The 13673-nt window shown below is 70.1% G+C and carries 11 protein-coding genes; 9 read left to right on the top strand and 2 right to left on the bottom strand.

Going from position 1 to position 13673, the window contains the following annotated elements; translation table 11 throughout:
• The first annotated feature begins 7 nt into the window (after positions 1–7).
• Complete coding sequence (locus tag ACIHFB_RS39075) at positions 8–877, top strand: spermidine synthase (RefSeq protein ID WP_400129387.1); 870 nt, start codon at positions 8–10, stop codon at positions 875–877.
• Between the two features lie 160 nt (positions 878–1037).
• Here ACIHFB_RS39075 and ACIHFB_RS39070 read toward each other — a convergent pair whose 3' ends face one another.
• Positions 1038–1547, bottom strand: a complete 510-nt coding sequence (locus ACIHFB_RS39070; RefSeq protein WP_365283137.1) for a hypothetical protein — start codon at positions 1545–1547, stop codon at positions 1038–1040.
• Positions 1548–1657: 110 nt separating this feature from the next.
• Here ACIHFB_RS39070 and ACIHFB_RS39065 point away from each other — a divergent pair, with 110 nt between their 5' ends.
• From ACIHFB_RS39065 to ACIHFB_RS39030, 8 genes are all read left to right on the top strand, one after another.
• Positions 1658–2356: a response regulator transcription factor gene (locus ACIHFB_RS39065; protein ID WP_365283135.1), complete on the top strand. Its 699-nt coding sequence runs from the start codon at positions 1658–1660 to the stop codon at positions 2354–2356.
• A complete protein-coding gene (locus tag ACIHFB_RS39060) occupies positions 2353–3729 on the top strand; it encodes a HAMP domain-containing sensor histidine kinase (protein WP_365283133.1) in 1377 nt (458 codons plus the stop codon). Before ACIHFB_RS39065 ends, ACIHFB_RS39060 begins: the two co-directional genes overlap by 4 nt.
• A gap of 229 nt (positions 3730–3958) precedes the next feature.
• A complete protein-coding gene (locus tag ACIHFB_RS39055; protein WP_400129386.1) occupies positions 3959–5416 on the top strand; it encodes a cellulose binding domain-containing protein in 1458 nt (485 codons plus the stop codon).
• A 243-nt stretch (positions 5417–5659) separates the two neighbouring features.
• Positions 5660–6973, top strand: a complete 1314-nt coding sequence (locus tag ACIHFB_RS39050) for an ABC transporter substrate-binding protein (RefSeq protein ID WP_365283129.1) — start codon at positions 5660–5662, stop codon at positions 6971–6973.
• Positions 6970–7947, top strand: a complete 978-nt coding sequence (locus tag ACIHFB_RS39045; RefSeq protein ID WP_365283127.1) for a sugar ABC transporter permease — start codon at positions 6970–6972, stop codon at positions 7945–7947. Before ACIHFB_RS39050 ends, ACIHFB_RS39045 begins: the two co-directional genes overlap by 4 nt.
• The gene (locus ACIHFB_RS39040; RefSeq protein ID WP_400129385.1) at positions 7944–8843 is read left to right on the top strand and encodes a carbohydrate ABC transporter permease; all 900 of its coding nucleotides are present in this window, start codon (positions 7944–7946) and stop codon (positions 8841–8843) included. Before ACIHFB_RS39045 ends, ACIHFB_RS39040 begins: the two co-directional genes overlap by 4 nt.
• A 26-nt stretch (positions 8844–8869) precedes the next feature.
• Positions 8870–10186: a glycoside hydrolase family 36 protein gene (locus tag ACIHFB_RS39035; protein WP_400129384.1), complete on the top strand. Its 1317-nt coding sequence runs from the start codon at positions 8870–8872 to the stop codon at positions 10184–10186.
• Positions 10180–12177 carry a beta-galactosidase gene (locus ACIHFB_RS39030; RefSeq protein WP_400129383.1) on the top strand — a complete coding sequence of 666 codons (1998 nt, stop codon included), beginning with the start codon at positions 10180–10182 and terminating at the stop codon, positions 12175–12177. The genes ACIHFB_RS39035 and ACIHFB_RS39030 overlap by 7 nt, the downstream gene beginning before the upstream one ends.
• Positions 12178–12243: 66 nt before the next feature.
• Here ACIHFB_RS39030 and ACIHFB_RS39025 read toward each other — a convergent pair whose 3' ends face one another.
• Complete coding sequence (locus ACIHFB_RS39025; protein ID WP_365283119.1) at positions 12244–13671, bottom strand: GH1 family beta-glucosidase; 1428 nt, start codon at positions 13669–13671, stop codon at positions 12244–12246.
• Positions 13672–13673 lie beyond the last annotated feature (2 nt).

Below are 13673 nucleotides of genomic sequence, written 5' to 3'. Positions count from 1 at the left end.
TGGCCCAATGGGAAAGTCCAGGAACTCGCGGCGCCGCGGTGCGGGCGATGCGCCGGTCGTCGAGGCCGTCGATGGTGGGCTGGCCGAGCTCATACCCGACCGGGACCGCGGGCGGGCCTGGACGTTGTTCATCGACGGGGCGCCCCAGTCCCATGTGGACCTGGACGACCCCTTCCACCTCTCCTTCGAGTACCAGCGGCGGCTGGGTCACGTCGTCGACCTCGTCGCCCCGCCCGGCAGCCCCGTCCACGTCCTCCATCTCGGCGGCGGGGCGCTGACGCTGGCGCGCTATGTCGCCGCCACCCGGCCCCGGTCCACCCAGCAGGTCGTCGAGCGGGACGCCACCCTCGTGGAACTGGTGCGCCGGCAGCTGCCGTTGGAGCCGGGGATCCGGGTACGGGTGCGGTCCGTGGACGCGCGGGAGGGGCTCGCCAAGGTGCCCGACGGGTGGGCCGACCTGGTCGTCGCCGATGTCTTCAGCGGGGCCCGCACACCCGCCCATCTGACCTCGACCGAGTTCCTCGACGAGGTGCGCAGGGCGCTGCGGCCGGGCGGGTGGTACGCCGCCAACCTCGCGGACGGGCCGCCGCTGGCCCATCTGCGGGGGCAGGTAGCCACCGCCTCCGCCCGCTTCGCCGAACTCGCGCTGATGGCCGACCCGACCGTGCTGCGCGGCAAGCGGTTCGGCAACGCGGTGCTCGTAGTCTCCGACCACCCTCTTCCGTTGGCCGAACTAACCCGCCGCGCCGCCTCCGACCCCCACCCGGGCCGAGTGGAGCACGGCAGGGCACTGACCGACTTCACCGGGGGAGCGACACCGGTCACGGATGCAGTGGCGGTCGCTTCCCCCGCGCCCCCGCCCTCGGTGTTCCGCTGAGGCGTTCCGATTGAAACGCCCCGATTGAAACGCCCCGATTGAAACGCCCCGATTGAAGCGCCCCGATTGAAGCGCCCCGATTGAAACGCCCCAAAGGGGCGCGGGGAACTGCGCGACCAGCCACAACGGACCCGCAGACGACAAACAGCCCATCGCGGAGCTAATACGTTTCGATCTCCACCCGAGGCGCGCTGTCGTGCCACGTGCAGAACACCGTTACCCGATCCGCACCCTTGGCGAACTCCAACCGAATCCACGTCTCCGTCTTCCACACCTGCATCGACCAGCCCGCGGCCGGCGAGGCCGACACCAGCGTGGCGTAGCTCTCGCCCAGATCGAAGACCGCGCGCCCGCCTTCGGTGTCGTAGCTCTTGACCCGGCCGGAGGTAGTGGGGGACGGGCTGGGCGCTTGCGTAGGAGTCTTCGAGGGCGTCGCAGCCGGCGTAGACGGCGCCCTGCTCGACGGCTCGCGCGTGGGCTCGGCACGCGCCGTAGAGGACGCCAGCGGCCTCGACTCCTGCGTCGTCGAACCGCCGGAGGCAATCGGCAGGGCGCGCGGCGGGTCGTAGGCCGTGCCCGCCATGACCGTGTGGACACCCCACCACGACAGCGTGACCGCCGCGCCCGTGGCGAGCGTCCACGCCAGTACGTGTATGAGACCTCTCCGCATCGCGGGCCATACTGCCTCACGCGTCCCACCGGTGTCGCCCGGATGCACACCGTCGGGAGTTATCCACAGGCGCCGGACCGGTGTCCATCGCATGGCGTACGGTGCGGCGCATGGCAAGTGTGCTCGTGGTCGAGGACGACCAGTTCGTACGCTCGGCCCTCATCCGGCATCTGACCGATGCCGCGCACACCGTGCGCAGCGTCGGCACCGCCCTTGAGGCGCTGCGCGAGGTCGCCCATTTCCGTTTCGACGTGGTCATCCTCGACCTCGGTCTGCCCGATCTGGACGGGTCCGAGGCGCTGAAGATGCTGCGCGGCATCACCGATGTCCCCGTGATCATCGCCACCGCGCGGGACGACGAGACGGAGATCGTCCGCCTGCTGAACGCGGGCGCGGACGACTACCTGACCAAGCCGTTCTCGGTCGACCACCTCTCCGCCCGGATGGCCGCGGTGCTACGGCGGTCCCGCGCGGCGGCGGGGGAGGCGCCCCCGTCCACCGTCATCCGCGTCGGCGGGCTGACCGTGGATCCGCTGCGCCGACAGGCCGAGCTGGACGGCGTACGCCTCGACCTGACCCGGCGCGAGTTCGATCTGCTCGCCTTCCTGGCCGGGCGGCCCGGTGTCGTCGTGGCGCGCAAGGAGCTGCTCGCCGAGGTGTGGCAGCAGTCGTACGGCGACGACCAGACCATCGACGTCCATCTGTCGTGGCTGCGCCGGAAGCTGGGGGAGACGGCGGCGCGGCCGCGCTATCTGCACACCCTGCGCGGGGTCGGTGTGAAGCTGGAGCCACCGGGGGTGGAGCCATGAGGTGGGCACTGGTCAAGGTCTCGCTGGCGGTCACCGCCATGGTCGTGGTCGCCTTCGCGGTGCCGCTCGGCCTCGTCATCAAGGAGATGGCCCGGGACCGCGCGTTCTCCAACGCCGAGCGGGAGGCCGCGGCCGTCGCCCCGGCCCTGTCCATCACCACCGACCGCGACCAGCTGGAGCGGGTCGTCGCCTCCGCCGGCTCGGATTCCGGGATGGCCGTGCACATACCGGCCGCCGACGGCGCCACGGCCGTCGACCTGGGCAAGCAGCGCGCCGCCGACGAGGACATCGCGACCGTGCGAAAGTTGGGCCGCGCCTCCACCACCGAGGTGCCCGGCGGCTCCACGCTGCTCCAGCCGGTCGCGCTGAGCTCCGGCGAGATCGCCGTCGTGGAGGTGTACGTCCCCGAGTCCGAGGTCACCAACGGCGTCGACACCGCCTGGGCCGTGCTCGCCGTGGTGGGTGTCGCGCTCGTCGTCGGCTCGGTCGCGGTCGCCGACCGGCTGGGGGTCCGGATGGTGCAGCCCGCGCAGCGACTGGTCGAGGGTGCGCATGAGCTGGGGGAGGGGAAGCTGGGCGCCCGGGTGCCGGAGGAGGGGCCGACCGAACTGCGGCTGGCGGCGGTCGCGTTCAACTCCATGGCCGATCAGGTCGTACAACTGCTCGCCAATGAGCGGGAGTTGGCGGCCGATCTGTCGCACCGGCTGCGGACGCCGCTCACCGTGCTCCGGCTCAACGCCGCCTCGCTCGGGGACGGGCCCGCCGCCGAGCAGACGCGGGCCGCCGTCGCGCAGCTGGAGCGTGAGGTCGACACCATCATCCAGACGGCGCGGGAGGCCAAGCCGCAGACCGCGGCGCCTGGTGCCGGTGGCGGCTGTGACGCGGCCGAAGTGGTGCGGGAGCGGATGGGGTTCTGGTCGGCGCTCGCCGAGGACGAGGGGCGCAAGGTGCGGGTGGCCGGGGTCGACCGGCCGGTGCGGATACCCGTGGCCCGGGCGGATCTTGCGGCCGGGCTGGACGCCCTGCTGGGCAATGTCTTCCGGCACACTCCGGAGGGCACGGCCTTTGCGGTCGACGTGCACAACAGCGAGGACGCGGTGATCGTGCTGGTCTCCGACGCGGGTCCCGGCATTCTCGACCCCGACGCGGCGATGGCCCGTGGGCGCGGGTCGGGGAGCGCCGGCTCGACCGGCCTCGGACTCGACATCGTGCGGCGCCTCGCGGAGTCGACGGGCGGCGACGTACGGATCGGCTCCTCGGTGCTCGGCGGCACGGAGGTGCGGATCTGGATCCAGCTGGACGGGCGGGCGCCGGAGCGGCGGGGGCACCGGGGGACGGTGCGTCGGCGCCGGCGCTCGGCTTCCGTGAAGTGAACGCTGTTCGCCGCCCTTCGTTGTGGTGGTGAAGTGAACGCCCGTCCGTCGCCCTTCGTTGTGGTGGTGAAGGGGACGATTGGTCTCGACCTTTAACCGCCCCCGATCTCATCCTTAAGCCCGCCCTAAGATCCCCAACCCCCGCCCGGATCAGGTGCTTTGCCCGATTCCCGGTCGCTAGCGTGCTGCCGCACCCCCACCCCCCGTGAACGGCGAAGGCAGGCACGCGATGACGCACCGGCGCCAGGTCAGCAGCAGGAACAAGGCGATAGGCGGCCTGGTCGCCGCGGCCGTGGTCGGCGCCGGCGCGATCCTGTTCACCGGGACCGCGCAGGCGGCCGGCGTCGGCGCCGCGTACACCAAGACCAGTGACTGGTCGACGGGTTACACCGGGCAGTACGTCGTCACGAACACATCCGGCGCGGCGCAGAGCGACTGGACGCTGGAGTTCGATCTGCCCTCCGGCAGCAGACTCAGTTCGTTGTGGAACGCCGAGTCCAGCGTCAGCGGTTCGCACGTCACCGTGAAGCCGGCGTCCTGGGACAAGGACGGGCTCGCGCCCGGCGAGTCGGTCACCGTCGGCTTCGTGGTGAACGGCACCGGCGCCCCGGCCGGCTGTCTCATCGGCGACCAGAAGTGTTCCGCGGACGAGGGCGCCACACCGGAGCCGACCGGCCGCCCGACCGAGACCCCGACCCCGACGGCGACCCCGAAGCCCTCCGCCACCCCGTCCGAGACCGAGACCGCGCCCCCGACCGCCACCCCCTCCGAGAGCTCGGGCGACGGCACCACCGCCGCCGCCGGTTTCGCCCCGTACGTCGACACCTCCCTCTACCCGGCCTTCGACCTGGTCGGCGCCGCCACGGCCACCGGCGTGAAGAACTACAACCTCGCCTTCATCACCGACGGCGGCGGCTGCACACCCAAGTGGGGCGGTGTGAGCGACCTGGGGAGCGACGCGGTGGCCGCGCAGATCGGCGACCTGCGGGCCAAGGGCGGCGACGTCCGGGTCTCCTTCGGCGGCGCGGCGGGCTCCGAGCTGGCCACGACCTGCTCCTCGGCGGACGCGCTGGCGACGGCGTACAGCAAGGTCGTGGACGCCTACAAGCTCACCAAGGTCGACTTCGACGTCGAGGGCGGCGCGCTGCCGGACACGGCGGCGAACACGCGCCGCGCCCAGGCCATCGCCGAGCTCCAGCAGGCGCACCCGGACCTGGACGTCTCCTTCACCCTCCCGGTGATGCCGGAGGGCCTGACCCAGGCCGGCGTGGACCTGCTCGCGGACGCCAAGCAGAACGGCGTCGGCATCGACACCGTCAACATCATGGCGATGGACTACGGCCCGGCGTACAGCGGCGACATGGGCACCTACGCCGAGCAGGCGGCCACCGCCACCCAGGCTCAGGTCAAGAGCGTCCTCGGGCTCTCCGACAGCGCGGCCTGGAAGACGGTCGCGGTCACCCCGATGATCGGCGTCAACGACGTCGTGACCGAGATCTTCAAGGTCGACGACGCCACCCAGCTGGTGAACTTCGCGAAGTCCAAGGGCCTCGGCTGGCTGTCGATGTGGTCCGCGACCCGCGACAAGCAGTGCCCGGGCGGCACCAAGCCCTCCGCCGACGCGACATGCAGCTCGATCCTCCAGGACGAGCACGCGTTCTCGAAGGCTTTCGCCGCCTTCCAGTAGGCCGAGCCACCCCCCACAGGGGCGCACAGCCGCACCGGCGGCTGTGCGCCCCCTTTGCGTGCTCTGACAGGGGCCCGGTGATGTCGATTACGTTTCGACAACTGGGGCGGCAAACCCTTGACGCATGACTGGACATACAGCTGTTATTACGCCACCCATGTTCGGTCAAGTTGATTTCTGAGTGATTAAGACGGAACTCGATCTGGCTCGCTCATGGCCGAACCCTCACCCCTGGAGCCGTTCATGCCTGATCTCTCCCCCTCGGGTCTCGCCCTTCCCGCGCCCAGCCGGCGCACCCTGCTGCGCGGCATAGGCGGCGCGGCCGTGCTCGGTGCCGGCATACCTCTGCTCAGTGCCTGCGGCGGCAGCGGTACGGCCGCCGACCCGAAGACGGTCACGCTGGGTTCGAAGGCGTCGGACGCGGTGCCGAAGAAGGCGTTCGCCGACATCTACGCGGCGTACAAGAAGAAGTCCGGCATCACGGTCGACGTGAACACCAAGGACTCCAACACCTTCCAGGAGCAGATCAACTCCTACCTCCAGGGCACGCCGGACGACGTGTTCACCTGGTTCGCGGGCTTCCGGATGCAGTTCTTCGCGGCCAAGGGTCTCGCCACCCCGATCGACGACGTGTGGCAGACCATCGGGGGCAACTTCCCCGCGGCGATGCAGAAGCTCAGCAAGGGTGAGGACGGCAAGTACTACTTCGTGCCGCTGTACACGTACCCCTGGGCGATCTTCTACCGGAAGAGCGTCTTCAAGCAGTACGGCTACGAAGTCCCCACCACCTGGGACGACTTCGTGGCGCTGTGCAAGCAGATGCAGAAGGACAAGCTGGTGCCGATCGCCTTCGGCGACAAGGACGCCTGGCCCGCGCTCGGCACCTTCGACCAGATCAACTTCCGCAAGAACGGCTACGACTTCCACGTCGACCTGATGGCGGGCAAGGCGTCCTGGACCGACGCCAAGGTGAAGTCCGCCTTCGACCTGTGGACCGAGATCCTCCCCTACCACCAGGAAGGCGCCGTCGGCCGTACCTGGCAGGACGCCGCGCAGACCCTGGTGTCGAAGAAGGCGGGCATGTACCTGCTGGGCACCTTCGTGGCGCAGCAGTTCACCAACGCGGCCGACCTGGAAGACCTCGACTTCTTCGCCTTCCCGGAGATCGACCCGGCGTACGGACAGGACACCGTCGAGGCGCCGACCGACGGCTTCATGATGAGCAAGAGCCCGAAGAACAAGACCGAGGCGGTCAAGCTCCTGGAGTACCTGGGCACTCCGGACGCCGAGACCATCTACCTCAAGTCCGACCCGAGCGCGGTCCACGCCTCCACCAAGGCCGACACCTCGTCGTACACCCCCCTTCAGAAGAAGGCGTACGACATGATCTCCGGCGCCAAGAGCCTCACCCAGTTCATGGACCGCGACAGCCGCCCGGACTTCACCTCCACGGTGATGCAGCCGTCGCTCCAGAAGTTCATCCGCGACCCCAAGGGCGTCGACAGTCTGCTGTCCTCGATCGAGCGCCAGAAGAAGACGATCTTCGCCTCCTCATGACAACCGAGACCACCAAGGAGATCCCGGAGGCGGCCGCCGTGCCGCCTCCGGGCGTTGCCCCCGCACCCAAGGCCCGCCGTGGCCACCGCCGTCTGCTCACCCGCCGCGACCGGATCACCCTCGGTTTCATGGCGGGTCTGCCGACGATCCTGCACATCGCCCTCGTCTGGGTCACCGCGCTCGCCTCGGTCGCGCTGGCCTTCACCACCTGGGACGGCATCGGCTTCGACTCGATCCAGTGGGTCGGGTTGCAGAACTTCAAGGAGCTTTTCGAGCAGAACCCGCAGTTCTGGCCCGCCGTCCAGCACAACGTCATCTGGTTCGTCGTGCTGATCGCGATCCCGACGCCGCTCGGCCTGTTCCTGGCCGTGCAGCTGGACAAGAAGATCCGGTTCAGCAGGGTGTACCAGACGGCGTTCTTCCTGCCCGTCGTCATGTCGATGGCCGTGATCGGTTTCGTCTGGCAGCTCATCTACAACCCCGACACCGGACTGATCAACAGCGTCATCGGGGCCAACGAGCCGGGCAAGTACATCGACTGGATCGGCGACCCGGACCTCAACCTCTGGGCGATCCTCATCGCCGCGTCCTGGCGCCACACCGGCTACATGATGATCCTCTACCTGGCCGGTCTGAAGGGCGTCGACCCCTCGCTGCGGGAGGCGTCCGCGCTGGACGGCGCCAATGAGTGGCAGACGTTCAAGAACGTCATCTTCCCGACGCTGCGCCCCACCAACACCGTGGTCCTGGTCGTCACCATCATCGAGGCCCTGCGCGCCTTCGACCTGGTCTTCGTCTTCAACAAGGGCGCCGAGGGCACCGAGTTGCTCTCGATCCTGGTCACCAACAACATCATCGGCGAGTCCAGCCGCATCGGCTACGGCTCCGCGATCGCGGTCGTGCTGCTGCTGATCTCGCTCGTCGTGATCATTCCGTATCTGGTGGCCACCTTCCGGAAGGAGCGGCGCGCATGAGCACCACCGTCGTGACCAAGGTCCGTACGCCCAAGGTCCGCACGCCCGTCCGCCCGGCCCGGATCCTGTTGCACCTGTTCCTCGCGGGCGCCGCGCTGGCCTGGCTCGGTCCGCTGCTGTGGGCGCTGTACTCGGCGATGCGTCCGTATGCGGAGACCAGCGAGAAGGGCTATGTCTCCTGGCCCGACTCGCTGAGCTTCGACAACTTCACGAACGCGTTTCAGCAGTCGGACATGGGCCACTACTTCGTCAACACGATGATCATCGCCGTCCCGGCGGTGCTGTTGACGCTGTTCCTGTCGTCGATGGTCGCCTTCTACGTCAGCCGCTTCGACTTCCGCCTCAACCTGGCGCTGCTGCTGGTCTTCACGGCGGGCAACCTGCTCCCGCAGCAGGTCATCATCACCCCGCTGTACCGGATGTACCTGCTGATCGACCTGCCCGGCATCACCATGTCCGGCAAGCTGTACGACTCCGCGCTCGGCCTGGTCCTCATCCATGTCGCGTTCCAGTCCGGCTTCTGTGCCTTCGTGCTGAGCAACTACATGCGCTCCCTTCCGCACGAGCTCACCGAGGCCGCGCTGGTGGACGGTGCCTCGGTGTGGCGCCAGTACTGGCAGATCGTGCTGCCGCTGTGCCGCCCGGCGATGGCCGCCCTGGCCACGTTGTTGTCCATCTGGATCTACAACGACTTCTTCTGGGCCCTCGTCCTGATCTCGACCGGCGAGAACATGCCGATCACCTCGGCCCTGAACAACCTCACCGGGGCGTACTTCACCGACCCCAACCTGGTCGCCGCCGGCGCCCTGCTCACCGCGATCCCCACGCTGATCGTGTACTTCGTGCTCCAGCGCCAGTTCGTCAGCGGCCTGACCCTGGGCGCCAACAAGGGCTGACCCCCCTTTCCCCGAAAGAGAACCCCGTGCACACCCCCTTCACCCCGCTCGCCACCGTCCCCGTGGACCGGCGCACCGCCCGCGTCCACGAGGAGGGCTGGCAGTCCTGGAGCCCCAGCGGCGCCTACGCCCTCGGCGACACCCCGCACCGCCCCACCAACGCCAACTGGGCGACCGTCTGCTACCGGCCCGGCGTCACCGTCGCCGCCGGGGCCTTCCAGGGTGAAGGGCTGCTCGCGCTCGACCCGGGCGACGGCTCACCGGCCCGGCTGTGGGCGGCGGCGGACCCGCAGCACTCGGTCCCGTCCATCCGTGTGACCGTCCAGGGCGATCACGTGGAGGTCGCGGCCGACGGGCCGGTGAAGCTGCTGACCGGGACGTCCGTCCAGTCGGTACTGGCGGACTGGGCCGACGGCCTCGGCGTACCGGCCCCCCGCCCGGCCCCCACGGTCTGGTGCTCCTGGTACGAGTACTTCACCGACGTCACCGAGGACGACATCCACGAGAACCTCCGTGCGATGGACACCCTCGACCTGCCCATCGACGTCGTCCAGATCGACGACGGCTACCAGAGCGCGCTCGGCGACTGGCTCACCCTCTCCGGCCGCTTCCGCTCCCGCGAGGGCATCGCCGACGCGATCCGCGCCCGGGGCCGCCGGGCGGGCATCTGGACGGCGCCGTTCCTGGTGGACCCGGGCAGCGAACTGGCCGCCGGCCGGCCCGACTGGCTGGTGCGCGACGCGGACGGCACGCCCCTGCACGCCGGCGTCAACTGGGGCCACGACCTGTACGTCCTGGACACCACGCACCCGCAGGCCGCGGCCTACCTGGTCGAGGTGTTCACCACGCTCCGCACCGAGGGCTACGACTACTTCAAGGTCGACTTCCTCTACGCGGGCGCCCTGGACGGCGTACGACACTCCGGTGCGGACGCACTCACCGCGTACCGCGAGGGCATCACCCTCATCCGCCAGGCGATCGGCGAGGAGGCATACCTGCTGGGCTGTGGCGCCCCGATCCTCCCCTCCATCGGTCTGTTCGACGCGATGCGCGTCAGCGCCGACACCGCCCCGTACCGCCGCCCCCAGGCCGACGACTACAGCCAACCCGGCCAGGACGCCGCCGAGTTCACCGGCGTCGGGCGGCAGTGGCAGCACGGGCGACTCTGGATCAACGACCCGGACTGTCTGATGGCGCGTCCGGCAGTGGAGACGCGGGAGCGCTGGGCCGCGCATGTGGAGGCGACCGGCGGCCTGATGGCGTCCAGCGACCGGCTGTTGGCGCTGGACGAGTGGGGCGTGGAGACAACGCGCCGCCTTCTCACGGGAGTTGACGCATGCTGAACGTCCCGGGCATCGCCTACGGCGGCGACTACAACCCCGAGCAGTGGCCCGAGGACGTCTGGGCCGAGGACGTACGGCTGATGCGTGAGGCCGGCGTGACCATGGTCAGCGTCGGCATCTTCTCCTGGGCGCTGCTCGAACCGTCCGAGGGCGCGTACGACTTCTCGCGCATGGACAGGATCCTCGACCTGCTCCACGAGCACGGCATCGCCGCCGACCTGGCGACCCCGACGGCCGCACCCCCGGCGTGGTTCTTCCGCAAGCACCCTCGGGCGCTGCCCGTCGACAAGGACGGCCGCACCCTCTCGTACGGCAGCCGCCAGACGTTCTGCCCGTCGAGCCCCGCCTATCGGGAGGCGGCGCTGCGGATCGCGGGCGCGCTGGCCGAGCGGTACGCCGACCACCCGGCCGTGGTGATGTGGCACGTCCACAACGAGTACGGCTGCCACAACGCGGAGTGCTACTGCGACGAGAGCGCGGCGGCGTTCCGCGTATGGCTGCGGGCCAAGTACGACGACGACCTCGCCGCCCTCAACCACGCCTGGGGCACCGCCTTCTGGAGCCAGTGGTACTACGACTGGGACGAGATCATCCCGCCCCGTGCGACGGGCGCCGTCCCCAACCCGACCCACCAGCTGGACTGGCGCCGCTTCTGCAGCGACGCACTGCTGTCGCTGTACAAGGCGGAACGGGACGTCCTGCGGGAAGCGGCCCCGTCGACCCCCGCCACCACCAACTTCATGGTGATGTACAACTTCGACGCCCTGGACTACTGGCGCTGGGCCCCCGAGCTGGACGTGGTGTCGAACGACCACTACCTCCAGTCCGCCGACCCGGAGTCGGAGATCGACATCGCGCTCAGCGGCGACCTGGTGCGCTCCCTCGCGGGCGGCCCCTGGCTGCTGATGGAGCACTCCACGGGCGCGGTCAACTGGCAGCCGGTCAACAGGGCGAAGAACCCGGGGGAGTTGCGCCGCAACGCCCTCGCCCATGTCGCCCACGGCGCGGACGGCATCGCCTACTTCCAGTGGCGGGCCGCCAAGGCGGGCGCCGAGCAGTGGCACTCGGCGATGCTGCCGCACGCGGGGACGGACAGCCGGATCTGGCGGGACGTCGTCCGACTGGGCGCGGATCTCAAGGCGTTGGCCGAGGTGCGCGGCAGCACGGGCACGGCACACGTGGCCGTGGTCTGGGACTGGGACGCACGCTGGGCGATGGAGCTACCGTCCCAGCCGAGCGAGCAGGTGCGGTTCCAGGACCTGGTCCGGGACTGGTACGAGCCCCTGTGGCGGGCGGGCGTCGCCGTGGACTTCGTACGCCCGGACGCGGACCTGTCCTCGTACCGCCTCGTCCTCGCCCCGAGCCTCTACCTGGTCGACGACACGGGCGCCGCCAACCTCACCGGCTTCGCCGAGCGCGGCGGCACGCTGGCCGTCGGCTTCCACAGCGGGATGGTCGACCACAACTGCCATGTACGGCTGGGCGGTTACCCGGGCGCGTTCCGGGAGGCGCTGGGCGTCAGCACGGACGAGGTGTTCCCGCTGCTGCCGGGCGAGACGGTCGGACTCGGCGGCGACGCGACCGGAACCCTGTGGTCGGAGCGCGTCCGCCTGGACGGCGCCGAGGCGGTGGCGTCGTACACGGACGGCCCCCTGGCCGGGATCCCGGCGGTGACTCGCAACTCCCACGGCACCGGCACGACCTGGTACCTGTCGACCCGCCCCGACCCGGACACCCTCGCCGCCCTCCTGGAACGCATCCGCGACGAGGCAGGCGTACGGCCCGTGCTGGACGCCGTCCCCGAGGGCATCGAAGCGGTGCTGCGGCGCGGCGCGGACGCCGACTATCTCTTCCTGATCGACCATGCCGGAAAGGGAGCCGAGATCCCGGTCCCCTCCGACGCCACCGAACTCCTCACCGGGAAGCCGGTCACGGAGGGCACGGTCCAGGTCGCGCCGGGAGAGATCGCGGTCGTACGGCAGCCCCGCTGAGAAACAGCGTCACCGGACAGACCGGGGCGCGGCACGACCCTCGACGTGCCGCGCCCCGCCCCCCGCTCAGTCCCCCTCGACGGCAGGCAGGGCCCCCGTGCGCGCCGCCTCCCCGTACCAGAGCGCGCTCGACTTCGGCGTCCGCTCCAGCGTCGAGTAGTCCACGTACACCGCGCCGAAGCGCTTGCCGTAGCCGTACCCCCACTCGAAGTTGTCCATCAGGGACCACAGGTAGTAGCCGCGGACGTCGGCGCCGTCGCTGATCGCCCGGCGTACGGCGGTCAGATGGCCGTGGAGGTAGGCGATCCGCTCGGGATCGTGGACGCGGCCGTCCGGGTCCGGCTTGTCGTCGTAGGCCGCGCCGTTCTCCGTCACATACAGGGGCAGGCCAGGGGCCTCGCGCGTGTAGCGCATGATCAGGTCGTGCAGGCCGGTCGGGTCGATCGTCCAGCCCATCTCCGTACGCTCGCCCGGGGTCTGGTGGAAGGCGACGTCGTCCGCGCCCGGCCAGGGGGAGAACGAGCTCGCTCCGTGGCCGTCCGCCCGCGGGCCGGGCGCGGCCGGCTCCGTCGCCGAAACCAGCGCCGGGGTGTAGTAGTTGAGGCCCAGCGCGTCCAACGGCTGGTGGATCAGGGCCAGATCGCCGTCCAGGACGTACGACCAGTCCGTGACCGACGACGTCGCCGCGAACAGTGTCTGCGGGTAGCTGCCGCTCAGCATCGGACCGTGGAAGACGCCGTTGGCCAGATCGTCGATCTTCTGGGCCGCCGCCAGATCGGCCGGGTCCTCGGAAACCGTCCTGACCACCGAGGAGTTGAGGCTCACCGCCACCGAGTTGCGGGCCGGCATCGCCGAGCGCAGAGCCGACGTACCCAGACCGTGCGCCAGGTTCAGATGGTGGGCCGCCTTCAGCGAGGCCGCCGCGTCCGTGCGGCCCGGCGCGTGCACCCCCGACCCGTAGCCCAGGAACGCGCTGCACCACGGCTCGTTGAGCGTGATCCACTGCTCCACCCGGTCGCCGAGCGCCTCGCCGACGATCTGCGCGTACTCGGCGAAGCGGAACGCCGTGTCCCGCTCCGGCCAGCCGCCCGCGTCCTCCAACTCCTGCGGCAGATCCCAGTGGTAGAGGGTGAGCGCCGGTTTGATGCCTGCCGCCAGCAGTTCGTCGACCAGCCGGCGATAGAAGTCCAGACCCCGCTGGACGGCCGGGCCGCGGCCCGTCGGCTGCACCCGCGGCCAGGAGACCGAGAAGCGGTACGCGGTCAGGCCCAGCTCCGCCATCAACGCGACGTCCTCGCGGTAGCGGTGGTAGTGGTCGACAGCGATGTCACCGTGCTCACCGCCGGCCGTCTTCCCCGGCGTATGGCTGAAGGTGTCCCAGATCGAGGGGGTGCGGCCGTCCTCCCGCACCGCCCCCTCGATCTGGTACGCGGAGGTCGCGGCGCCCCAGAGGAAGGCGGGAGGAAAGGTCACGGGCGATTCGGACTCAGGCATGG

The organism is Streptomyces sp. NPDC051963 (assembly GCF_044593495.1).
Lineage (GTDB): Bacteria > Actinomycetota > Actinomycetes > Streptomycetales > Streptomycetaceae > Streptomyces.
This window is presented reverse-complemented; position numbering and strand designations above follow the sequence as displayed.